At 61.1% G+C, this 21,144-nt stretch carries 23 protein-coding genes; 12 read left to right on the forward strand and 11 right to left on the reverse strand.

Going from position 1 to position 21,144, the window contains the following annotated elements; translation table 11 throughout:
• Window positions 1-131: 131 nt before the first annotated feature.
• Window positions 132-2,240 (reverse strand): phosphate acetyltransferase, encoded by a 2,109-nt coding sequence (gene pta, locus NA647_RS01050; RefSeq protein ID WP_256056019.1) that lies wholly within the window; start codon window positions 2,238-2,240, stop codon window positions 132-134.
• A 105-nt stretch (window positions 2,241-2,345) separates the two neighbouring features.
• The gene (locus NA647_RS01055; protein WP_256056020.1) at window positions 2,346-3,533 is read right to left on the reverse strand and encodes an acetate kinase; all 1,188 of its coding nucleotides are present in this window, start codon (window positions 3,531-3,533) and stop codon (window positions 2,346-2,348) included.
• A 229-nt stretch (window positions 3,534-3,762) separates the two neighbouring features.
• On the opposite strand from NA647_RS01055, the gene NA647_RS01060 reads away from it, so the two are divergent.
• The 4 genes from NA647_RS01060 to NA647_RS01075 all read left to right on the forward strand — a co-directional run bounded on the left by NA647_RS01060 (window position 3,763) and on the right by NA647_RS01075 (window position 6,752).
• Window positions 3,763-4,248, forward strand: coding sequence for an FKBP-type peptidyl-prolyl cis-trans isomerase (locus NA647_RS01060; protein WP_256056021.1), 486 nt, complete (start codon window positions 3,763-3,765; stop codon window positions 4,246-4,248).
• A gap of 103 nt (window positions 4,249-4,351) precedes the next feature.
• Window positions 4,352-4,834 (forward strand): glutathione peroxidase, encoded by a 483-nt coding sequence (locus tag NA647_RS01065; protein WP_256049650.1) that lies wholly within the window; start codon window positions 4,352-4,354, stop codon window positions 4,832-4,834.
• Window positions 4,835-4,980: 146 nt separating this feature from the next.
• Window positions 4,981-5,577 carry a TetR/AcrR family transcriptional regulator gene (locus NA647_RS01070; protein ID WP_256056298.1) on the forward strand — a complete coding sequence of 199 codons (597 nt, stop codon included), beginning with the start codon at window positions 4,981-4,983 and terminating at the stop codon, window positions 5,575-5,577.
• A gap of 65 nt (window positions 5,578-5,642) precedes the next feature.
• Window positions 5,643-6,752, forward strand: coding sequence for an NADH:flavin oxidoreductase (locus NA647_RS01075; protein WP_256056022.1), 1,110 nt, complete (start codon window positions 5,643-5,645; stop codon window positions 6,750-6,752).
• Between the two features lie 175 nt (window positions 6,753-6,927).
• Here the strand turns inward: NA647_RS01075 and NA647_RS01080 are convergent, their stop codons facing one another.
• From NA647_RS01080 to NA647_RS01110, 7 genes are all read right to left on the reverse strand, one after another.
• Window positions 6,928-7,536 (reverse strand): flavodoxin family protein, encoded by a 609-nt coding sequence (locus tag NA647_RS01080; protein WP_256056023.1) that lies wholly within the window; start codon window positions 7,534-7,536, stop codon window positions 6,928-6,930.
• Window positions 7,537-7,593: 57 nt separating this feature from the next.
• Entirely contained in the window at window positions 7,594-8,352 is a 759-nt protein-coding gene (gene cysZ / locus NA647_RS01085) for a sulfate transporter CysZ (protein ID WP_256056024.1), read from the reverse strand.
• 331 nt (window positions 8,353-8,683) lie between these two features.
• Window positions 8,684-9,025 (reverse strand): HopJ type III effector protein, encoded by a 342-nt coding sequence (locus NA647_RS01090; protein WP_256056025.1) that lies wholly within the window; start codon window positions 9,023-9,025, stop codon window positions 8,684-8,686.
• Window positions 9,022-9,315 carry a DUF1244 domain-containing protein gene (locus NA647_RS01095; RefSeq protein ID WP_131650724.1) on the reverse strand — a complete coding sequence of 98 codons (294 nt, stop codon included), beginning with the start codon at window positions 9,313-9,315 and terminating at the stop codon, window positions 9,022-9,024. The genes NA647_RS01090 and NA647_RS01095 overlap by 4 nt, the downstream gene beginning before the upstream one ends.
• A gap of 97 nt (window positions 9,316-9,412) precedes the next feature.
• Complete coding sequence (gene folX / locus NA647_RS01100) at window positions 9,413-9,787, reverse strand: dihydroneopterin triphosphate 2'-epimerase (protein WP_256049645.1); 375 nt, start codon at window positions 9,785-9,787, stop codon at window positions 9,413-9,415.
• 15 nt (window positions 9,788-9,802) lie between these two features.
• Window positions 9,803-10,513, reverse strand: coding sequence for a dihydromonapterin reductase (gene folM, locus NA647_RS01105; RefSeq protein ID WP_256056300.1), 711 nt, complete (start codon window positions 10,511-10,513; stop codon window positions 9,803-9,805).
• 138 nt (window positions 10,514-10,651) lie between these two features.
• Window positions 10,652-11,296, reverse strand: coding sequence for a PilZ domain-containing protein (locus NA647_RS01110; protein WP_256056026.1), 645 nt, complete (start codon window positions 11,294-11,296; stop codon window positions 10,652-10,654).
• Window positions 11,297-11,506: 210 nt separating this feature from the next.
• Here NA647_RS01110 and NA647_RS01115 point away from each other — a divergent pair, with 210 nt between their 5' ends.
• On the forward strand, window positions 11,507-11,959 hold the full coding sequence (locus tag NA647_RS01115; RefSeq protein ID WP_256056027.1) for a flavodoxin: 453 nt from the start codon (window positions 11,507-11,509) through the stop codon (window positions 11,957-11,959).
• Window positions 11,960-12,063: 104 nt separating this feature from the next.
• Entirely contained in the window at window positions 12,064-12,840 is a 777-nt protein-coding gene (locus tag NA647_RS01120; RefSeq protein WP_256056028.1) for a class II aldolase/adducin family protein, read from the forward strand.
• Window positions 12,841-12,843: 3 nt separating this feature from the next.
• Here NA647_RS01120 and NA647_RS01125 read toward each other — a convergent pair whose 3' ends face one another.
• On the reverse strand, window positions 12,844-13,428 hold the full coding sequence (locus tag NA647_RS01125; RefSeq protein ID WP_256056029.1) for an ACP phosphodiesterase: 585 nt from the start codon (window positions 13,426-13,428) through the stop codon (window positions 12,844-12,846).
• Between the two features lie 301 nt (window positions 13,429-13,729).
• Here NA647_RS01125 and NA647_RS01130 point away from each other — a divergent pair, with 301 nt between their 5' ends.
• The 4 genes from NA647_RS01130 (at window position 13,730) to NA647_RS01145 (ending at window position 16,941) form a co-directional block, all read left to right on the forward strand.
• Entirely contained in the window at window positions 13,730-14,638 is a 909-nt protein-coding gene (locus tag NA647_RS01130; protein ID WP_256056030.1) for an acyl-CoA dehydrogenase family protein, read from the forward strand.
• A gap of 210 nt (window positions 14,639-14,848) precedes the next feature.
• Window positions 14,849-16,009, forward strand: a complete 1,161-nt coding sequence (locus NA647_RS01135) for a phospholipase D-like domain-containing protein (RefSeq protein ID WP_256056301.1) — start codon at window positions 14,849-14,851, stop codon at window positions 16,007-16,009.
• 44 nt (window positions 16,010-16,053) lie between these two features.
• A complete protein-coding gene (locus NA647_RS01140; protein WP_256056031.1) occupies window positions 16,054-16,635 on the forward strand; it encodes a DJ-1/PfpI family protein in 582 nt (193 codons plus the stop codon).
• Window positions 16,636-16,719: 84 nt separating this feature from the next.
• Window positions 16,720-16,941 (forward strand): VF530 family DNA-binding protein, encoded by a 222-nt coding sequence (locus tag NA647_RS01145; protein ID WP_256056032.1) that lies wholly within the window; start codon window positions 16,720-16,722, stop codon window positions 16,939-16,941.
• A gap of 248 nt (window positions 16,942-17,189) precedes the next feature.
• Here the strand turns inward: NA647_RS01145 and NA647_RS01150 are convergent, their stop codons facing one another.
• Window positions 17,190-18,713 carry a fumarate hydratase gene (locus NA647_RS01150; protein WP_256056033.1) on the reverse strand — a complete coding sequence of 508 codons (1,524 nt, stop codon included), beginning with the start codon at window positions 18,711-18,713 and terminating at the stop codon, window positions 17,190-17,192.
• 356 nt (window positions 18,714-19,069) lie between these two features.
• Between NA647_RS01150 and NA647_RS01155 the strand changes: the two genes are divergently transcribed.
• The gene (locus NA647_RS01155; protein WP_256056034.1) at window positions 19,070-20,200 is read left to right on the forward strand and encodes a GGDEF domain-containing protein; all 1,131 of its coding nucleotides are present in this window, start codon (window positions 19,070-19,072) and stop codon (window positions 20,198-20,200) included.
• Entirely contained in the window at window positions 20,193-21,128 is a 936-nt protein-coding gene (locus tag NA647_RS01160) for an iron-sulfur-binding ferredoxin reductase (RefSeq protein ID WP_256056035.1), read from the forward strand. The genes NA647_RS01155 and NA647_RS01160 overlap by 8 nt, the downstream gene beginning before the upstream one ends.
• Window positions 21,129-21,144: the final 16 nt, after the last annotated feature.

The following is a 21,144-nucleotide window of genomic DNA, read 5'->3' on the forward strand; positions in this document are numbered from 1 at the left end:
GGAGCGCCGCCGGCCCACTTTTTAGGGTAGTGGGGCGCGCCTTGGTGGGCTGAAGCCCACCCTACGGATTTGGCTGGCCTTGGCATCGCTAGTGGGCTGAAACTCTTGCTTCAAGCTTCAAGCTTCAAGCTTCAAGCTTCAGGCTTGTCGCCAGCGCTATCGGCCTGTAGCGCGGTGAGTGCGATGGTGAAGACGATATCATCCACCAGTGCGCCGCGGGACAGGTCGTTCACCGGCTTGCGCAGGCCTTGCAGCATTGGCCCGACGCTGATCACGTTGGCGCTACGCTGAACCGCCTTGTAGGTGGTGTTGCCGGTGTTCAGGTCAGGGAAGATGAACACGGTCGCCTGACCGGCAACCAGGCTGTTCGGCGCCTTCTGTTTGCCAACGCTGGCGACCGACGCGGCGTCATACTGCAACGGGCCGTCGATTGGCAGGTTGGGTGCGCGTTCCTGGGCGATGCGTGTGGCTTCAGCGACTTTCTCTACCTCGGCGCCGCTGCCGGACGTTCCGGTGGAGTAACTGATCATGGCTACACGTGGATTCACCCCAAGGGCGACGGCCGACTCGGCACTCTGCAGGGCAATTTCCGCAAGCTCCGTAGCGCTCGGGTTGGGATTGACCGCGCAGTCGCCGTAGACCAGTACCTGATCCGGCAGCAGCATGAAGAACACCGAGGACACCAGACTGTAGCCAGGGGCGGTCTTGATCAGCTGGAGCGCCGGGCGAATGGTATTAGCGGTGGTATGCACGGCGCCGGATACCAGGCCATCCACCTCATCCAGCGCCAGCATCATGGTGCCGAGCACCACGGTGTCCTTGAGTTGCTCGCGGGCATCGCTGGGGGTGAGTCCTTTCGACTTGCGCATCTCGCACATGGGCTCGATGTACTGATCGATGATCAGCTCCGGGTCGAGAATCTCCAGGCTGGCCGGCAGGTTGATGCCCTGTTCGCGGGCGACCGTCTGCACTTCATCCGGCTTGGCCAGCAGGACGCAACGGGCAATACCTCGTTCCTGGCAGATGGCCGCGGCGCGGATGGTTCGCGGCTCGTTGCCTTCCGGCAGGACGATGCGCTTGTTCGCCTGCTGGGCGCGCTTGACCAGCTGGTAGCGAAACGCTGGGGGCGACAGGCGCAACTCGCTGCGCGGCACGCTGAGGCGTGTATGCAACAGGTCGGGCTGCAGGTGCTTGGCGATGAAATCGGTCACCTGGCTGGCGCGCTCGATGTCATCGGAAGGGGTTTCCTTGTTCAGGCCGAACAGGTTGGTTGCGGTGTCATAGGAGCCGGTCTGCACGGTCATCACGGGTAGGCCGCGGTCCAGAGCCGCCTTGCACAGTTCGAGGATGCGTGGGTCCGGGGCGAAGTCGCTGCAGAGCAGCAGGCCCGCGAGTTCGACTCCGTTGAGCGAGGCCAAGCTGGCGGCCAGGATGATGTCGTCTCGGTCACCCGGCGTGACTACCAGCACACCAGGCTGGAGCAGCTGCACGGTATTGGGAACTGCACGGGCGCACAGGACGATCTTGCTCACGCGACGATGTTCGGCTTCGCCAGCGTGAAGCACCTTGGCATTCAGCAGCTGAGCGATGTCGCGGGTGCGCAGGGCGTTCAACTCCTCGGCGAAGGGAATCGCGCCGAGCAGCTGGAAATCTTGGGTGCCGAGCAGCGGCAGCTGTTCTTTCATGCGTTCGACAAAGGCCGCCACGCCGTCGTCGCTCTTGACCTTATTCAGGACCAAACCGAGCACCTTCGGGTCCTTGGCGCCGCCGAACAACTGCGCCTGGATTTCGATGCGTTCGGCCAGGCGCTTGAGCGTGTCGTTGCCCTGCGCGGCGATCAGAATGATTTCCGCATCCAGACTCTTGGCCAGGTGCGTATTGATTCGCGAGGTGTGGTTGAACTCTCGCGTCGGCACCATGCCCTCGACGATCACGACGTCCTTGCCCGCTGCAACCTCCTGGTAGCGGCTGACGACATCTTCGAGCAGCAGATCCAGTTCGCCATCGGCCAATTGGCGCTCCACCTGTTCCAGCGGGAGCGGCTCTGGAGAAGTAATGTTCAGTGTGTTTTCTACCAGCACGCAGGACCGCTCGCGGCCCAGGTCGAGCGGAAAGGGCTGGGCGATGGGCTTGAAGAATCCGACTTTCAGTCCGGCACGTTCCAAGGCACGAATCAGGCCGAGGCTGATGGAGTTGAGGCCGCCACCGAAACCGCAGGGGGCGAGGAAGAGCGTGTGCATGGTGATCTCCTGTCGAACAAAGGGCGAAGGCGATACTGAGTAGATGAAACCCGACGCCTTTCTCGGTCGTCGGGTTTGCAGAGGCGCGTTCGTGTCGGCGGGTTGTCAGGCGTCGAGGATTGCCAGCGTGTCCAGCGCGATCTGGCGTTCTTCATTGGTGGGAACGACCAGGACGCGCGGGCTGCCTGCGGCCTGGATTTCTCCACCAACGCCGCGGGTGCAGCGCGCGTTGGCTTCTTCGTCGAGTTGGAAGTTGAACAGCTTGAGGTGTTCCAGGGTGCGGCTGCGTACGGCTACGGAGTTCTCGCCGATGCCGCCAGTGAAAATCAGGCCGTCGAGCTTCGGCAGGGCGCAGGCCATGCTCGCCAGGGATTTGGCCAGGCGATAGCAGAACACCTCCAGCGCTAGGTTCGCGCCTGCGTGGCCAGCGACGCGGGCTTCATGAAGTGTACGCAGGTCGTTAGACAGGCCAGACAGGCCTTTCAGACCGCTGTCGTGGTTAAGCATGCGGTCGATCTGCTCGAGGCTCCAGCCCAGCGTGCGGTTCAGGTAGCTGTGTAGGTTGGGATCGACGTCGCCGCTGCGCGTGCCCATCACCAGACCTTCCAGTGGCGTCAGGCCCATGCTGGTGTCGCGGCTTTCGCCGTTGACGATGGCGCAGGTCGAGCAACCATTGCCCAGGTGCGCGGTCAGCCAGCAGCTGTCGTCCGCTGCCAGCCCGGTCATTTCAGCGGCACGCTTGCTGACATAGTTGTGGCTGGTGCCGTGGAAACCATAGCGGCGGACGTTGTGCTCCTTGTAAAGGAACTCGGGCACGGCGTAACGGAAGGCGTGTTCGGGCATGGTCTGGTGAAACGCCGTATCGAATACGCTGACTTGCGGCAGGGTAGGGAACAGTGTGATGGCGGCTTCGATGCCGACCAGGTTGGCCGGGTTGTGCAGCGGGGCCAGCTGAGCGCTGTCACGGATGGCTTTGAGCACATGCTCGTCGATCAGGCTGGAGCCGGTGAAATGTTCACCGCCATGAACGACTCGATGCCCGATGCCGTCTAGCTTGCCGCCAGCCGCTTCCTGCGCGAGCGGTAGCAGTTGCTCCAGCGCGGCGCGATGGTCGGCGCCCGGGATCTCCAGTGTCTGCTTGTCGTCTCCCCGTTGCCAGTGAAGCACCGCTTCAGGACTGCCTATACGTTCTGCCAGGCCTTGCAGAGGGAAGGTCGCTTGCGTTTCGCTGACCAGTGCGAATTTGATCGACGAACTGCCGCAGTTAATCACCAGAATGTTTCGAGCCGACATCGGTGCTCCTTGGAACGCGCATTAATTATTGGAAGTTTCGCTTAGCTTGCGTGACGGGATACTGACATAGCTCATGACTGACCGATGCTCTCCAAAGGTTGTATGCGGCACTCGCATCCTAAGGTTTTGTCAACCAGTTGCTGGTCCCGTTTATCCGGGCTCGGTTCGCAATCGCCGCAGCTCGCGGTTAAACTTCGACATCACATTCCCTAGCAAAAGGTTTTGCCTCATGCAGATTGCCGCGAACAAGGCTGTGTCAATCGACTACACACTCACCAACGACGCTGGTGAGGTAATCGACAGCTCGGCCGGCGGCGCGCCGCTGGTCTACCTGCACGGTGCAGGCAACATCATCTCTGGCCTGGAAAAGGCCTTGGAAGGCAAACAGGGCGGTGATCAGGTGACGGTCGCCATCGAGCCGCAGGATGCCTACGGTGAGTACAGCCCGGAGCTGGTCGCGACGCTCAATCGCGCCATGTTCGAAGGCGTTGACGAGCTGGAAGTCGGCATGCAATTCCACGCATCCGGTCCGGACGGCGGTATGCAGATCGTCACTATCCGTGATGTCGAAGGCGACGACGTGATCGTTGACGGCAACCATCCGCTGGCTGGTCAGCGCCTGAACTTCGATGTCAAGATCGTCGATGTGCGTGATGCCAGCGAAGAAGAAGTCGCCCATGGTCACGTTCATGGCGAAGGTGGCCATCACCACTGATCCCCTCGCAGCGAGCGGGTGGCGACAGGCTCGACCGAGAAGGTCGGGCGACGAAGCGCTTCGGTAAAGCCGGAGCGCTTTTTTACCCTCTGGAGAAGAGAGAATGAGCGCGTTCCACGATTTGGTCCTACCCGGCCTCGCTGGCCAGGAGCTGCCCCTCGGGCCGCTTAAAAATCAGCTGACGCTGGTGGTCAATGTGGCTTCCGAGTGCGGCCTGACTCCTCAGTACGCGGGACTGCAGGCGTTGCATCAGCGTTATCAGGATCGTGGTTTCGGTGTGCTCGGCATTCCCTGCAACCAGTTCGCGGCGCAGGAGCCGGGCAGCGACGCGGAAATCCTGCAGTTCTGCAACGAGAACTACGGCATCAGTTTTCCGTTGAGCAGCAAGCTCGAGGTCAACGGCCCGCAACGTCATCCGCTCTACCGTCTGCTGGCGGGCGAGGGTGCGGATTTCCCCGGTGACATTAGCTGGAATTTCGAGAAGTTTCTCGTCGATAAGGACGGTCGTGTGCTGGCGCGATTCTCGCCCCGTACCGCCCCGGACGATCCGGCGCTGATCCAGGCGATCGAAAACGCGCTCGCCTGACCCTTCGCTCATCGGGCGCAGCGGTATTTGCCGCTGCGCTTTCCATCATCGCTAAAAAGCCCCCGCCATCGTCGCGATCGTATCGGCGCAATAAGCCTCATGGATGATGCTGTTCGCACGAGACGACCGGTCATATGCTCGGTTTCATGAACAGCCGAGCTCGAATCGATAAGCGTGAACTGATCCTGGCCAAAGGCGCGCAGGTGATGACCCGTCGTGGCTATCACGGCACTGGCGTGCTGGAAATCGTCCAGGCTGCCGGTATTCCCAAGGGTTCGTTCTATCACTACTTCGCCAGCAAGGAAGATTTCGCCCTGCAGGCGCTCGACCATCTATATACGCCACGTTTGGCGCGTTACCAGGCTGCGTTGAGCAACCCTGTGTTGAATCCGCGCGCCCGTATTCTTGGCCATTACGCCGAGCTCGTCGCGCATTTCGCGCGTCAGGAATGCCCTGAATACCATTGCTTCATTGGCAGCCTGAGCTTTGAGATGGCAGAGTTGTCGCAGCCAATCGGGTGTCAGGTGGAAGCCATTCTGCTGCGCTCTGTCGAAGTGCTCGCGGTCTGCCTCGAACAGGCACGCGATGCCGGTGAAATCGATCAGAGCATCGATTGTCAGGCGCTCGCCGAATTCATCGGCAACGCCTGGGAAGGCGCGCTGCTGCGCATGAAGGTGGGCCGCAGTGTCGCGCCGCTGAACAGTTTTCTAACCCAACTGGAGCGTCTGCTGACGCTTCGCTGATTTTTTTGTGGCGAGTGGTGAGACGACCGGTCGCTTTTGTAACCCGGATCAACAAGGAGATAACGATGACCGCAGCCGTAAATGCCCTGTTTCAGCCATTCCAGCTCGGCAGCCTGCAACTGCCGACCCGCGTGGTCATGGCGCCGATGACCCGATCCTTCTCGCCCAACGGCGTGCCGACCGCTGACGTCGTCGAGTACTACCGCCGCCGTGCCGCTTCGGGCGTTGGGCTGATCATCACCGAGGGCACCACGGTCGGCCACCAGGCTTCCAATGGTTACCCGCAGGTGCCGCGCTTCTATGGCGAGGATGCGCTGGCCGGCTGGAAAGACGTGGTCGATGCGGTGCATGCCGCGGGGGGCAAGATCGTTCCGCAGCTCTGGCACGTCGGCAATGTGCGCCGCAAGGGTACCGAGCCGGAGCCGGAAGTGCTGGGGTTTGGGCCAATGGAGAAGCGCAAGGACGATCAGGTCGTCGTCCACGGTATGACCAAGCAGGATATCCAGGACGTGATCGCGGCCTTCGCTCAGGCGGCTGCCGATGCCAAAGCCATCGGCATGGATGGCGTCGAAATTCACGGTGCTCATGGCTACCTCATTGACCAGTTCTTCTGGGAAGGCAGCAACCAGCGCGCCGATGAGTACGGCGGTAGCCTGGCCAACCGCTCGCGTTTCGCCATCGAGCTGATCAGCGCGGTGCGGGCTGCGGTGGGCGCGGACTTCCCGATAATTTTCCGTTTCTCGCAGTGGAAGCAGCAGGACTACACCGCGCGTTTGGTGACTACTCCAGAAGCGCTGGGCGAATTCCTCGCACCGCTGTCGGCTGCAGGCGTGGACATCTTCCATTGCTCGACGCGTCGTTTTTGGGAGCCGGAGTTTGAAGGCTCTGATCTCAACCTGGCCGGCTGGACCCGCCAGCTCACCGGCAAGCCGACCATCACCGTGGGTAGCGTGGGGCTGGACGGCGAGTTCCTGCAGTTCATGGTCAAGACCGACAAGGTGGCGCAGCCGGCCAATATCGAAGGCCTGCTCGAGCGTCTGAACAAGGAGGAATTCGATCTGGTTGCGGTGGGACGTGCGCTGATCTGCGATCCCGACTGGGCGCTGAAGGTTCGCGAAGGACGCATGCAGGACATCCTGCCGTTCAGCCGTGAGGCGCTGAAGACGCTGGCTTGAGCCGGCCAATTGCCTGAGCGCGTCGTTGCATCGTCGCGTGCCTAACCAATCAGATTGAAGGGTTTCGTCTACGCGTCCCTCGTCCCCTCCTTACAAAAGGGGATGGGTCGGGTCGCGTAGGTGCAACTCAGCCATCTCTACGCCGAGCGTCCCGATCTCGGCGCTGATCTACCTGCTACTCCGAGGCTCCCGGATAACCAGACTGTTTGAGCAGTTTCGCCAAGTGCACCGCGTTGCGAGCCAGCATCGCATTGGTATTGGCGGTTTTCTCGCGGGGGCCTGCATCCTTGTAGTCTGTCGACCCCATCGCTTCTCCGACCCAATAGGTGCAGCCGTTGGCGGGGATGCTGAACCCTACATCGTTCAGCCCTTGGTACAGCTCGGCCACCACATGGTGCGCACCGTCTTCGTTGCCGACCACGGCGACACAGGCGACCCGACCATAGGAGACCATCCGTTGCTGATCGTCGGTTTCGCTGAGAAACGCATCGAGACGCTCGAGTACCCGTTGGCAGATGCTGGACTGGTGCCCCAGCCAGATCGGCGTGCCCAGCAAAAGGATGTCTGCGGCGAGTATCTTCTCGCGGATCATCGGCCAGTCATCGCCCGGGCCTTCGTCAGAGGTCACGCCCGGTTTGATGTTGAAATCCACCGCGCGTAGCTGCTCGCAGGTCACGCCGAGCTTTCCCAATTCCCGCTCGGCCTGGCTCAGCAGCAAGCTGCAGGACGACGTGTTGGGAGAGGCTTTGAGTGTGCAGTTGATCGACAGTGCGGAAAGCGCCATTGGGAAGGGCTCCTGAATTCGATGTGTTCGAATCTAGACATCAACCCCTCCCGCAGTTCACTGGGTGGCGACAGGCACCGGGTGTTTCCGGCCGCCTTCACGGACCCAGAACAGGGTCGCGCCCGCCACCGCTGCCGGCATGATCAGCAGGTTCAACACCGGCACCAGCAGCGCGGCATAGGTCACCGCACCGAAACTCAGGCTTTTCCAGCGCCGCTGGCGTAGCCAGACCATCATTTCCGCCCAGCTCAGCTTGTTGTTGTCCGCCGGGTAATCGATGTACTGCACAGCCATCATCCAGATGCCGAACAGCAGCCACAGCGGAGCGGCGAACAGGTTGACCACCGGGATGAAGGAAAGAATCAGCAATGCCAGCGCACGAGGTGCGAAATAGGCCAGCTTGCGTGCTTCGCGGCCAATGGTGCGCGGCAGCATGGCCAGCAGCTCGGTCCAACTGAACGGTGGCGAACTGTCCTCGCCACGCGCGACCGTCTCGACTTTTTCGGCGAGAAAACCGTTGAACGGGGCCGCGACGATGTTAGCGAGCATGGTGAAGGTAAAAAACACGATCAACACGACCAGAACCACGAACAGCGGCCAGAGGATGTATTCCAGAAACATCAGCCACTCGGGCAGGCTCGGCATGAAGGCATCGACCCAGCCGCCGAACTGGCGAAGGGCAAGGTAGATGAGCCCGCTGAACAGCAGCAGATTGACCGTCAGCGGCAGGATGACGAACAGCCGTAGCCCTGGGCTCAGGATCAGCTTCAGGCCTTCACGCAGGTACTGCGGGCCGGAAAGGGCAGCGATGGGCATGTGAAGTACTCCGATAAGACCGGTTCGGACCTTACCGGCTTTGGTTGGGCGGGAAAAGCCTGACAGGGGTTATGCATAACCATTGGGCAACGCCAGCAAGCTGACTCCATGATTGAGGTCGGTTTACCGTTGCGGCAGTTCCTGCAGTTTCGATTTGGCGGAATCGCACCGGCCTGCTTTCTGCAGCCTCGGTCCAATAGCATCCGCCTATTCCGGCAATCGGGATTACGCAATGGCCGGCGTTGCTTCGGACCGTCAGACTTGGCCGGCCTCTTTGGTTTCAGGGCCGTCCGCTATCAAGCCTTCCCCAAGTGCCTGGCCGGCCCTTTTTTTATTCCTTGGCTGTCAGCGGCTGCTGATCGAAGCGCACACCCGGCAGGCCGGTCTCCATCAACGCGCGGATATTGCGGTGGTCGGTTCCGCTGGGGTTGGCTAGCACCGATTGATAATGCTCGCCGAACGCCAACAGCGCCTCTTCAGTGGTGAATCCTTCTAGCACCGCCAGCCCAAGCGTCTTGCACGAGCCTTCGTTTTCGCCGGCAGCGTTTTCCACGTTGCCGTTGATGAAGCGGCTTGGCTGGTAGTCATAGGCGCTGTCGATATAGGCCAGTGTTTCGCTGAAAGGGTGCTTGCGATTGCGCAGGCTGGCGCGAAAGTCCGCAAGGCTGGTCATGAATTTTGCCCCTTGTCGAAGGCGGCCTGCTGCTCGGGTGTGGCTTCCTTCTGGTAGCGCTTCTTCCACTCGGCGTAGGGCATTCCGTAAACCTCTTCGCGCGCCTCGTCGAGGCTGACTTCAATGTCCAGGTCGTCGCCAGCGGCTTTGTACCACTTCGACAGGCAGTTGCGGCAGAAGCCGGCTAGGTTCATCAGGTCGATGTTCTGCGCATCGGGACGGCTGCGCAGGTGCTGGACCAGGCGGCGGAAGGCGGCGGCTTCGAGTTCGGTGCGTTGTTGATCATTCATGTCATGGGCCTCGGCATTGCAGACGTGGGCGGATCATAACCTCGGTGGTTGCCATGAGCCAGACAGCGACGCCGACCCGCATCCCTAAGCAGAATGCTCAGTCGCGATGCGCGGCCAGCGTGATCGACACCGATTCGGCGAAGCGCAGCGCATGAGGTTTGTCGACCTCGACCTCGGCGTAGCGCACCTGCGGATGTTCCATGACCAGGTCGAGGATTTCCTGGGTGAGCCGCTCGAGCAGGGCGAAACGGTTGTTTTCGACGTGCTGGATGATTGCCTTGGTGATGGTGCGGTAATTCAGCGCGTATTCGATGTCGTTGTCGCGCACGGCGTCCGCCGCGGGATAAAGCATCGTCAGGTTGATCAGCACGTCTTGCTGGTTGAGGATTTCCTCTTCCTTGATGCCGATGAAGGTGCGTAGTCGCAGATCTTTGACGCGGATGCGCGCCATGGCGGGTTCCAGTCTAGGCATGGGGTTCCTTCGCAATCAGATCAGATGACGGCCGCCATTGACGGTCAGTGTAGTGCCGGTGACGTACGGATTATCGAGCAGATAGCGCAGGCTCTGATAGATCACCTCGGCGCCGGGCTCGATACCCAGCGCGGATTTTGCCAGCGCCTTGCGCCGATAGTTCGCGTCATCGCCCGGGTTGAACTGTATCAGGGCCGGGGCGATGCCATTGACCTTGATCGCCGGCGCCAGGCTGGCGGCAAACGAAAGGGTGAGGTTGTCCAGCCCGGCTTTGCTGGCGGCATAGGCGATGTGCTTCTTGCTGCCGATACGGGTGACATCGTCGCCGATGTGGATGATATCCGCCGGGCCTCCGTGCCGCAGCAGGTCCGCGCAGTGAAGGTTGATCAGATAGGGCGCGAGCATATGCACGTCGAACATGCGCTGGAACACCTCGGCCTCTTTGCCCGGTGTTTCGGGGTGCCAGTCCGATGCGTTGTGAACGATCGCACGCAGCGAGCGGGTCTGCTGTTTCAGCGTGGCGATAAACGCATGAATGCCGGCCGCTCCTGAAAAGTCCGCGTGCAGGGTCACGGCACCGCGTTCGCGTAGCCGGTCGAGGCTTGGTCGAGCTGTTCGGTACGTAACGATCACCGGCTGCTCATCATCGAGCAGGCGTTCAGCGCAATGCAGGCCGATGCGTTGGCTGGCACCGGTAATCAGGATGGGGGCCGTTGGCTGGGTCATGTTTTCCGGGTCGGCTGATGGTGAATGATCGCGCACGGCTGCGATATAGACGCCGCGCGTGGTCGGCCAGCTTACACCAGGGTGCTTCATGGCAGTACACCGCAGCCTTCGAGCGGCAGACCCGCGCGATGACCCGGCTTACGAATGCGCGGGCTCGTCGACGAGCATGTCGACCGGCAGTTCCGGCTGCAATTCTGGATGCAGACGCTGATGCTGCTCGTACAGATACGAACGGATACGCTCGGCGTCCTTGTCTTGCGGCTGTTCGACTTCATAGGCCGCCATTCCGTCTTCGGCGACGCGTACCCGGCGCGCGTCGATCATGAACGGCGTCTCACCAGGCAGCGCCAGTCGCATATGCAGATGCTTGGGGGCTTTTTTGGGCCCGGCGTCCACCAGCAGTCCATTTGGCGATAACTCGTGAACGCTCAGCGCGGTCTCGTCACCTTCATCGGAGAGCAACGGCAGGGGGTCGTCCAGGTGCAAGCGCCAGGCGCGAAGAACCGGCCCGCGTTCGTAAATGATGGGAGGCGCAAGCTGAAGCCGGATCGTCTGGAGTTCATCACGGGTCAGTTGCAGCGGGAACGACATGCAATAGTCATCGAATTCTGCATCGAGCGTCAGGTTGGCTTTCGCTGCAAGCTGTAGCAGCAAACCGTTGGCGCGCTCGCCGCCGTCGAGCTGAAAACCGCCCCGTGCTTCGCCCGATTCGGTTTGCGGGCCGCTGGTAAGTTGATTGATATACGCCAGCTCGGCGCTGGTGAGTACGGTCTTTTCTGGCATCAGATTTCCCTCTCAATGGCAGCAGGCCTGCCCATGCCTTGTGGTTGCGTCCGCAATTCCTCTGTCAGGACCGCCTTGCGACAACTCACAAGCCGATTAATTCCTTTGCTCGTCGAGTCTACGCACCGCCTAACAGCGTAGCGCGACGCAAGCGAGGCATCGGCGCCAAATACGGCATAATGCTCGGCTTCAATCGCAACGGAGTCCATCATGAAGGTCGCCATCCTTTCCGGTACGGTCTACGGCACAGCCGAAGACGTCGCCCGCCACGCCGCCGCAAAACTGAAGGCGGCAGGCTTCGACGCCTGGCATGATCCGCGCGCACAACTTCCTCAGATTGTCGATTTCGGCCCGCAGGCATTACTGGTTGTAACCGCCACCACAGGCATGGGCGAGCTGCCCGACAATTTCATTCCGCTGTATTCGGCCATCCGCGATCGGCTTCCGGCCTGGCAGGGCATGCCTGGAGGCATCATCGCGCTGGGCGACGCCAGCTATGGCGATACCTTTTGTGGCGGTGGCGAATTGATCCGTGAACTCTACGCCGAGCTGGGCATGCGTGAGGTGCAGGAAATGCTGCGCCTCGATGCCAGCGAAACGGTGACGCCCGAAGGCGACGCCGAGCCGTGGCTGGAACGTTTCGCTGCAGCCCTGCGCGGCTGAGCGCTGTCCTCTGCGGCCATCAGGCTGGCTGCAAAGGCGACTCCCGAGCAGGCAAGCGCTGGCTAGACTTTGCGGCACCGTAAAAACAACAAGAAGAGGTGCCTGTGACTGCTCTGCATTCGATCCAAACGCTGAAGAATCAGGTAAGTGCCGCCGAATGGCGGGCCCGTGTCGATCTGGCTGCCTGTTATCGGTTGGTCGCCCTGCATGGCTGGGATGATCTGATCTTTACGCATATATCGGCGAAGATTCCCGACACCGATGAGTTCCTGATCAACCCCTACGGGCTCATGTTTCACGAGATCACGGCGTCCAGTCTGGTGAAGATCGATCTGGCCGGCAACAAGCTGATGGACACGCCCTATGACATCAACCCGGCGGGCTATACCATCCACAGCGCCGTGCATGAGGTGCGCCATGACGTGGCCTGCGTGATGCACACCCATACCGCCGCCGGTGTGGCGGTGTCGGCACAGAAGCAGCGGCTTTTACCGATCAGCCAGCAAGCGCTGTTCGTACTCGCCAGCCTGTCCACCCATGGCTATGAAGGCGTGGCCCTCAACCATGACGAAAAGGCCCGTTTGCAGGCCGATCTCGGCGAAACCGGCTTCATGCTCCTGCACAATCATGGCCTGATGACCTGCGGCGGGAGCATTGCCGATACCTTCCTGATGATGTTCATTTTCCAGCGTGCCTGCGAAATACAGGTGATGGCCAAGACTGGCGGCGCCGAGCTGATTCCGATCCCCGAGCAGATTCTCGCCGGAGCCAAGGCCATGGCTGCCGGTGTCACGCGCAGCAAGCAAGGCATGGGCGGCGCGCTGGCCTGGCCGGCGCTGCTGCGCAAGCTCGACCAGCAATGCCCCGGTTACGACAGCTGACAGTTACCTCTTGCCGGTATCGCTGAGCCGAACGAACGCCTGCAGCTGCGGATAGAAGTCGCGGAAATCCTGCTGGAGCGGCAGGTAGAGCCGTTCCAGCTCCTCGAACCCGCCGGCGAGGCCCTGCGGGCGTGACAGCCGGCGACTCATGCCTGCCAACACTTGTTCCATCACCGCGAAATCACGGTAACTGCCGAGCCAGTCCTGAGCGGCCATGCGCGGCGCTATCAACGCCAGCTTGCCGGGCAGTTCGGCTTCTTCTCGTAAAATTCGATAGACACGCGTGGTGAAGTCCTTCAAGGGCTCATCGGCATAGTCGTGCCAGTGCGCGGCCAGGCAATGGTCGAAAAAAAGATCGATCAAGATGCCGGCATAGCGTCGCCGTTCGCTGGGAAAACGCTGCTTGGCCTGTAGTACCAGTGGATGGCTATCGGTGAACGCATCGATCTGCCGATGCAGGCGAATGCCGGCTTCGATATCGGCGGGCCAGCGGCCCTGCAAGGAGCCTTTGACGAAATCGCCATACAGGCTGCCGAGCAGATCGCCCGGCTGCGGGCCGCCGAGGTGAAGATGTGCAAGATAATTCATGCGGCGAGTTTAGCAGCGCGGTCTGCGCTCAGCCTGTATCAAGCTGTCGTGGCGGCCTAATTCGGCTTCAGAACTTTTCAGGTGTGCGTCGTCGTTGGGCGACGTCAGGAAAAGCTTATGCTTGCTCCAGATGCGCCTTCTTGTCGTGGCGATGCACTCGGAGCGCGCAATTGTTACGGTTGGCGTCCCGTTAATCAATGACAACCGGCTCAGCTCAGAGGTGGTGCTGCCGACGTTACGGGTCGGTGATGCTTGAACCATGGTGTTGCCATTCCATTTCTAATCTGCGGGAGATCGATCTATGTCCTGGCACGAGCTGCTTGGTCCACTGCATCGTCTGTCTGAACCCACTGCACTGGATCACTGGTTCGCTGAACTGCAGTCGCGTTGCTCGGGCGATTCATTTGAGCTGGCGGTATTAGGCGGGCGTCTGGCAATAACGCCTGGGTATGCGTTTCTAGCGGGCTACCAGGCCGCGCTACGCCGCCTCTGGCCCGCCGCGCCGGATGGCCTCGGGGCACTGTGTGCCACGGAAAACCGCAAACTGCTTCCGGCCGACATGCAGACCCGTGTGGACGAGCTGATTATCAACGGCAGCAAGGATTTCGTCATTGCTGGCTGTACAGCGGACTGGTTGTTGGTGCCGGCACGGGACGAGACGCCGGGGGACCGGCCCAGACTAAGCCTTTGCGTGGTTGGATGCGACGAACGCGGCGTTTTCATTGAAGACCGGCCGCCGTTGCCTCTGGTACCGGACATCGCACACGGCCGCTTGCGCCTGGATCAGGCGCCCTGCCGGCACTTGCCCGGCGACGGTTGGGACGACTACGTCAAACCCTTCCGCACGTTGGAAGATCTATACGTATTGACAGCGCTCGCCAGCTGGCTCTACGGGATAGGGCTGGAGTGCGGCTGGCCGCAGCGATTGCAACTTCTCCTGCTCGGCGTGTTGGGAGGGGCGGCAGAGGTTGCACGTTTGTCTCCGACCGAAGCCGCCACGCATCTGCTACTGGCTTCTCTCAATCTGCAGTTCGAGGCACTGGCGCAAGAGCTCGATGCGGCGCTGGCCAGCGGACCCGAGCCGTGGAAGCGCTTGTGGCAGCGAGACCGTGGCGTGCTGCAGCTGGCGCACAGCGCTCGATCCAAGCGCCAGGCCCGGGCTGCGGCTGTCTTCGGTCTGACGACAGACGAAGGGTTATCGCCCACCTGAGCGCAACGCAAGGCACCGACGTGGAACTCTGCGCTGCCCGTACGGACCTATAACAGGCGTGCCGCAACGGCGCTGGGTCATGGCTCTGCGTTTGGCTGCTCATCGAAGCACGTCATGGAGAACTCATCAGGACAAGGAATCGATGTCTAGCCGCTATAACGATCTCCGCCCTCACAAAGCAGCTTCGATTGCTTGGAGGCTCTTCTCGTGATGCTCGCAGGGGAGATTTTCCCCTGGCGAGACGGCAATCGCTTTCGCTTGCTGATTGACGGCCCAGCGTTTTTCCCGCGAATGCTGCAGTGCATCGAGGCGGCAAAAAGACGGGTCGACGTTGAGCTTTACCTGGTTGAAGACGGGCAGTGCGCCGATCTGCTGGTCGATGCATTGGCAGCTGCCACCACGCGTGGTGTGAGGGTGCGCTGCCTGTTCGATGGCTTCGGCTGTTTGAAGCTGGGACAGAAGGCGCGGCAGCGGCTATCCGATGCGGGTGTCGAGCTGCGTCAGTACAACCCGCTGAAACTGCGGCTGCGATTTCGCAACCTGCATCGCGACCATCGCAAGCTGATCATCATCGATGACAGTTACTGCTTCGTCGGTGGTGCCGGGGCGACCGACGAGTTTTGGAACCCGACCAAACCGGACGAGCACTGGCACGAGGCGATGGTAGAAATTGCGGGACCATTGATAGAGGATTGGCGGCGGCTGTTCGACGCGCAATGGACGCTGTGCCTGAAGCGCCGTATCTGGCAGTTGCCGCTGCCGCAACGGATTCCGAAAATTCCGGCCAACCCAGCTGGCGGAGAGGGAATGGGGCGGGTTGCCTACGCGGCGGCGCGGCAGCACAGCGACATCCTTCATAGCTTGCTGCGAAACCTGCAGCGCGCGGAACGGCGCATCTGGCTGACAACACCTTATTTCCTGCCCACGGGCAGGGTCCGCCGTGAGCTGATGCGTGCGGCAAGGCGCGGCGTTGAAGTGCGGCTGCTTCTGACCAGTCGCAACACCGATCATCCGTCGGTGCGCTACGCCGGCCAGCGTTACTACCCGCGACTGCTGCGCGCCGGCGTGCGTATTCATGAATATCAGCCACACTTTCTGCACTTGAAAGTGGTGCTGGTCGACGACTGGGTCAGCATCGGCTCGTGCAACTTCGATCATTGGAATCTGCGCTGGAATCTGGAAGCCAACCTCGAGGCGCTTGATATGTCGTTCGGTGCCGAAGTGGCCGAGAGCTTCGAGCAAGATTTTTCACGCAGTCTGGAGATCGACCTGCAACGCTGGCACGACCGCCCGTTGCATCTGCGCATCTATCAACGAATGTGGGGATTACTCGATCGACTGGTGATCAACATATTCAATCGAAGCGGCTAACCGGGCGTTGGCCGTTAACCGTCACTGACTGGGAGTGTATTTCGATGGCTGCGAAGAAGATTCTGATGCTGGTTGGAGATTACGTCGAAGATTACGAAACCATGGTGCCGTTCCAGGCGTTGCAGATGGTCGGGCACAGCGTGCATGCCGTCTGCCCGGATAAAAAGGCGGGCGACACGGTGCGCACCGCGATCCATGATTTCGAAGGCGACCAGACCTACAGCGAGAAGCCCGGACACAACTTCGCGCTGAACTTCGATTTCGCTTCGGTGCGTGCCGAAGATTACGACGCTCTGGTCATACCCGGCGGTCGCGCACCCGAATACCTGCGGTTGAACGAACAGCTACTCAACCTAGTGCGGGCGTTCGACGAAGCGAAAAAGCCGATTGCCGCGGTTTGCCACGGCGCTCAGCTGCTCGCCGCCGCGGGCGTGCTGAAGGGGCGCGCCTGCGGCGCCTACCCGGCTTGCGCTCCAGAAGTGAAGCTGGCCGGCGGTGAATTCGTAGATATCCCGGTCGATCAGGCGCATACCGCAGGCAACCTGGTCACGGCACCGGCTTGGCCGGCGCATCCGGCGTGGCTGGCAGCGTTTCTGAAACTGCTCGGTACGCGCATCACGCTGTAAGATGCTGACGGGGCGAAGGACCTGGCATTCGCTGGGTCTTTTGCTATTGGCCGTCTCGGACGGTTTCGGATACAGAGGCCCTCAGTGCGAGAACCCACGAAAGACCCGCTCCATGGCGTGACGCTCGAAGCCATAGTTGTCGAGCTACAGGCGCGGTACGGCTGGGACGGGCTAGCGCAGCGTGTCGATATCCGCTGCTTCAAGAGCGATCCCAGTATCAAATCGAGCCTGACCTTCCTGCGCAAAACCCCGTGGGCGCGGGAAAAAGTCGAGGCGTTGTTTATCCAGCTGCGGCGAGCCTCGTAGTGACGTCGCGTTGCCGCGAGTGACTTTCTCGGCAAACGAAAAGCAATAGCTTCGCCCCGAGGGCGGACCTCCCACAACAGCGCCTGATACATACGCCTCGCGGCGACGTCTTCCATGGGGCCCGTCGATGCTCATGGAATTTCAGCGTAGGCCGCTCAAAAAAACGACATGCCTTAAAAAACGAAACCCCGCCAATAGCGGGGTTCGTCATCACTCTGAGCCGGTAGTAGCCGGGCTCTTCGTTGAAGTTACTGCACTTCAACCGCCAGGTTTTCGGCAATCTTGCTCTGCCAGATTGCAGGCCCTGTGATGTGCACCGACTCACCGTTAGTGTCTACAGCGACGGTCACCGGCATGTCCTTCACTTCGAACTCGTAAATAGCTTCCATGCCCAGTTCGGCAAAGGCCAACACCTTGGATTTCTTGATCGCCTGGGCTACCAGGTAGGCGGCCCCGCCGACGGCCATCAGATAGACGGCTTTGTTGTCGCGGATCGCGTCGATGGCGATGGGGCCACGCTCGGATTTGCCTATCATGCCCAGCAGGCCAGTGCTTTCAAGAATCTGGCGGGTGAACTTGTCCATGCGCGTGGCGGTAGTTGGGCCGGCCGGGCCAACCACTTCGTCACCGACCGGATCGACTGGGCCAACGTAGTAGATGAAGCGACCCTTGAGGTCCACCGGCAGCGCTTCACCCTTGTTCAGCATGTCGACCATACGCTTGTGCGCCGCGTCGCGACCAGTGAGCATCTTGCCGTTAAGCAGGACGGTTTCGCCCGGCTTCCAGCTCTGTACTTCTTCCGGAGTGATAGTGTCGAGATTGACGCGACGCGCGCTCGGGCCGGCTTCCCAGACGATTTCCGGATAAGCGTCCAACGGCGGCGGACTCAGCTCGGCTGGTCCCGAGCCGTCGAGCACGAAATGCGCATGACGGGTCGCGGCGCAGTTGGGGATCATGCACACCGGCAGCGATGCGGCGTGGGTCGGGTAGTCCATGATCTTCACGTCGAGCACGGTGGTCAGGCCGCCGAGACCCTGGGCGCCGATGCCGAGTTGATTGACCTTCTCGAACAGCTCCAGGCGCAGCTCCTCGATGCGGTTCTGCGGGCCGCGTGCCTTCAATTCATGAATGTCGATGGACTCCATCAACACTTCCTTCGCCATCACCGCAGCCTTCTCGGCAGTACCGCCGATGCCAATGCCGAGCATGCCCGGCGGGCACCAGCCGGCGCCCATGGTCGGCACGGTCTTCAATACCCAGTCAACGATGGAGTCGGACGGGTTGAGCATGGCCATCTTCGACTTGTTTTCCGAACCGCCGCCCTTGGCTGCAACATCCACTTCCACCTTGTCGCCGGGGACGATTGAGTAATGGATGACGGCCGGGGTGTTGTCCTTGGTGTTCTTGCGGGAACCCGCCGGGTCGGCGAGGATCGAAGCACGCAGGACGTTTTCCGGCAGATTGTAAGCGCGGCGAACGCCTTCGTTGATCATATCGTCCAGGCTCATGGTGGCGCCGTCCCAGCGCACGTCCATTCCCACGCGTACGAATACGGTGACGATGCCGGTGTCCTGGCAGATCGGCCGATGTCCGGTGGCGCACATGCGCGAGTTGATCAGGATTTGCGCCATGGAGTCGCGCGCGGCTGGCGACTCTTCACGTAGATAGGCTTCGTGCATCGCCTGGATGAAATCGACGGGGTGGTAGTAAGAAATGAACTGCAAAGCGTCTGCAACGCTTTGAATCAGGTCGTCTTGCTTGATCACGGTCATGCAGCGCGTCCTCTTGGCGGGGCGGAGACGGGCGTGTCGAGAAGAGACCGACACGCGCCGGATAAAAAAGGCGCAGCAGTATAACCCGCCGACCGGGCGGGTACACAGACGGACCAAAGGTGAAGGGATGCACAGAGGAACCGGGGCGGCGCTGCCGTCAATCGACCAACAAAATTAGAGAACGAGCCGTAGACTTCATGCAGGCGCAAGGTATATGAAGGTTCGTTGGCAGAAGGCGACAGAATGGTCGCAATCGAGTCGATTGATATCTCGCCGCGGCATCGAAACGGCTGCTTATGGGCTTTTTCGCTCGGTCAGCGTAAAGTGCGTCGAATTGCCACTATGGGATGGATTCCATGCGCACGCTTCGTGACGAAGGCGAACAGCAGGCGCTTCAGCAACTGGTGACCAAACGTTTCGGCATGGCGGCCGGAACCTATGGCCTTGCTTTGCTTTTGACCTGGATCACCGTTGCCGGTGGGTTCTACCAGGGGCCGCTGGACACTGCGATAGTCGGTTCGGTGATGATTCTGGCCAGCCAGTTGGTGTTCCTCGGCATCTTCTACCGAGGCCATAATCTGCGTTTTCGCGACCCCAGCCTGACCGAGCCACAAGTGCTAGTTGCGCTGGTCTGGCTGACCTTCTTTCTGTTCAATCTCGGCGACAACCGCGGCTCGTTGCTGGTGCTTTACGTGCTGGTGCTGATGTTTGCGGTATTTCTCCATCCAAAGGTCTTCACCCGCTACGCCGTGCTGGCGTTGCTCAGTTTCGTCGGCATGTCGCTGTACGACGCGCAGCAGGAGCAACTGCGTGACCCGCAGGCGGCGCTGTTGCAGACCGGTGTGTTGTTGGTGACCTTGATCTGGATGTGCTTGTTCGTCGGATACGTCTACAAGCTGCGTCAGCGCATGCGCCAGCGTCGTTTCGCCCTTCAGGCGCATCAGGAGACGCTGCGCGGCATGATGCGGCAGCTGGAGGATCTGGCGTCCACGGACGAGCTGACCGGGCTGTACAACCGTCGGCATTTTCTACGGCGAGCCGAGGATGAGCTGAACCGGCTGCGCGCCGGGCACAGGTCTGGTCTCGCCCTGATCGATCTTGATCATTTCAAGCGGATCAATGACCTGCACGGACACGCCACGGGTGATCGCGTCTTGCAGACCTTCGCCTCGGTGGCGCGCTCGTGTCTACGTGACGGCGACATACTCGCTCGTTACGGCGGAGAGGAGTTCGTGCTGCTGCTGCCGCACACCGACGCCGAGCAGTTCAGTGCTTGTTGTGAGCGCCTGCGCGAGGCGTTCGCCAATGCCCAGCCACTGGATGTGAACGTGCAGGCAGGGCATCTCAGCCTGTCGGTCGGGCTTACGTTGCTCAATGCCGGCGATGATCTGGGCGAGGCGTTGCAACGGGCGGACGAGGCGCTGTACCGCGCCAAGGAAAATGGACGCAACCGCTGTGAGGCAAGCTGGGCGGCTGTCGATGCCTGAGATCCGTTGCGGGACTCGGTCTTGGCACGTGAGTGAGGGCAGCAACCTGCTAGATGCACTCAATCGCGCGGATCTGAACGTGCCTTACAGCTGCCGCGCGGGGCGCTGCCATGCTTGCTTGGTACGGTGCGTGGCGGGTGAACCACAGGACGCTCGCCCGGATGCGCTCGATGTCGGTAAGCGTCTGCAGGGCTGGCGGCTTGCCTGTCAATGCACGGTGATCGAAGACCTCGAAGTAGCGCCGTTCGACCCCCAGCGCGAGGGCGTGGCGACGCGAGTGGAGGGGCTCGACTGGTTCGGTGGGGATGTTCTTCGGTTGCGGCTGATGCCCGATCGGCCTGTGCGCTACCGCCCGGGTCAGCATGCGCTGCTGTGGACTGGCGACGGTATTGCGCGTCCCTATTCGCTTGCTAGCCTTCCGGGCGAAGATCCCTGGCTCGAGTTCCACCTGGACTGCGCCAGCCCCGGAGCCTTCAGCGAGGCGGCGCGTAACCTGATCCTCGGCGATAGCCTGCGTCTCGGCCAGCTGCACCAAGGTGCGTTGCATTACGACGTCGGCTGGCAGACCCAGCCCTTACTGCTTTTGGCTGCCGGCACTGGGGTTGCGCCGCTCTGGTCCATCTTGCGCGAAGCGCTGCGGCAGGGGCACACCGGGCCTGTCCGGCTGCTGCATTTCTGTCAGGGTGAATCCTATCTGCGAGCGGAACTGGAGCGTCTCGCTGGGCAGCACGAAAACTTGATCGTGGAATATTTCGAGCGGAGGCAGGCGCAAGACGTGCTGCAAGCGCTGCGCGTAGCGTCGCGGCAGGCGCGGGTCTTGATCTGCGGCGGCGCCGCGTTCGTCGAGCAAAGCGCCAAGCTCATGTACCTGGCCGGGATAGCCCGAGGGCAAATCATGAGCGATGCGTTCCTGGTCCGTCAGGCCTGAGCGAAGACGCCCGCGA

The sequence above is a fragment of the Stutzerimonas stutzeri genome (genome assembly GCF_024448985.1).
Classification (GTDB): Bacteria; Pseudomonadota; Gammaproteobacteria; order Pseudomonadales; family Pseudomonadaceae; genus Stutzerimonas; species Stutzerimonas stutzeri_AP.

What these genes read in the sequence shown, in the direction of transcription:
- pta (WP_256056019.1), bottom strand. Translation starts at nt 2,240, where the DNA reads ATGCACACGCTCTTCCTCGCCCCCTGCGGTTTCGGTGGCGGCCTCAAC.
- NA647_RS01055 (WP_256056020.1), bottom strand. Translation starts at nt 3,533, where the DNA reads ATGTCGGCTCGAAACATTCTGGTGATTAACTGCGGCAGTTCGTCGATC.
- NA647_RS01060 (WP_256056021.1), top strand. Translation starts at nt 3,763, where the DNA reads ATGCAGATTGCCGCGAACAAGGCTGTGTCAATCGACTACACACTCACC.
- NA647_RS01065 (WP_256049650.1), top strand. Translation starts at nt 4,352, where the DNA reads ATGAGCGCGTTCCACGATTTGGTCCTACCCGGCCTCGCTGGCCAGGAG.
- NA647_RS01070 (WP_256056298.1), top strand. Translation starts at nt 4,981, where the DNA reads ATGAACAGCCGAGCTCGAATCGATAAGCGTGAACTGATCCTGGCCAAA.
- NA647_RS01075 (WP_256056022.1), top strand. Translation starts at nt 5,643, where the DNA reads ATGACCGCAGCCGTAAATGCCCTGTTTCAGCCATTCCAGCTCGGCAGC.
- NA647_RS01080 (WP_256056023.1), bottom strand. Translation starts at nt 7,536, where the DNA reads ATGGCGCTTTCCGCACTGTCGATCAACTGCACACTCAAAGCCTCTCCC.
- cysZ (WP_256056024.1), bottom strand. Translation starts at nt 8,352, where the DNA reads ATGCCCATCGCTGCCCTTTCCGGCCCGCAGTACCTGCGTGAAGGCCTG.
- NA647_RS01090 (WP_256056025.1), bottom strand. Translation starts at nt 9,025, where the DNA reads ATGACCAGCCTTGCGGACTTTCGCGCCAGCCTGCGCAATCGCAAGCAC.
- NA647_RS01095 (WP_131650724.1), bottom strand. Translation starts at nt 9,315, where the DNA reads ATGAATGATCAACAACGCACCGAACTCGAAGCCGCCGCCTTCCGCCGC.
- folX (WP_256049645.1), bottom strand. Translation starts at nt 9,787, where the DNA reads ATGCCTAGACTGGAACCCGCCATGGCGCGCATCCGCGTCAAAGATCTG.
- folM (WP_256056300.1), bottom strand. Translation starts at nt 10,513, where the DNA reads ATGACCCAGCCAACGGCCCCCATCCTGATTACCGGTGCCAGCCAACGC.
- NA647_RS01110 (WP_256056026.1), bottom strand. Translation starts at nt 11,296, where the DNA reads ATGCCAGAAAAGACCGTACTCACCAGCGCCGAGCTGGCGTATATCAAT.
- NA647_RS01115 (WP_256056027.1), top strand. Translation starts at nt 11,507, where the DNA reads ATGAAGGTCGCCATCCTTTCCGGTACGGTCTACGGCACAGCCGAAGAC.
- NA647_RS01125 (WP_256056029.1), bottom strand. Translation starts at nt 13,428, where the DNA reads ATGAATTATCTTGCACATCTTCACCTCGGCGGCCCGCAGCCGGGCGAT.
- NA647_RS01130 (WP_256056030.1), top strand. Translation starts at nt 13,730, where the DNA reads ATGTCCTGGCACGAGCTGCTTGGTCCACTGCATCGTCTGTCTGAACCC.
- NA647_RS01135 (WP_256056301.1), top strand. Translation starts at nt 14,849, where the DNA reads ATGCTCGCAGGGGAGATTTTCCCCTGGCGAGACGGCAATCGCTTTCGC.
- NA647_RS01140 (WP_256056031.1), top strand. Translation starts at nt 16,054, where the DNA reads ATGGCTGCGAAGAAGATTCTGATGCTGGTTGGAGATTACGTCGAAGAT.
- NA647_RS01150 (WP_256056033.1), bottom strand. Translation starts at nt 18,713, where the DNA reads ATGACCGTGATCAAGCAAGACGACCTGATTCAAAGCGTTGCAGACGCT.
- NA647_RS01155 (WP_256056034.1), top strand. Translation starts at nt 19,070, where the DNA reads ATGCGCACGCTTCGTGACGAAGGCGAACAGCAGGCGCTTCAGCAACTG.
- NA647_RS01160 (WP_256056035.1), top strand. Translation starts at nt 20,193, where the DNA reads ATGCCTGAGATCCGTTGCGGGACTCGGTCTTGGCACGTGAGTGAGGGC.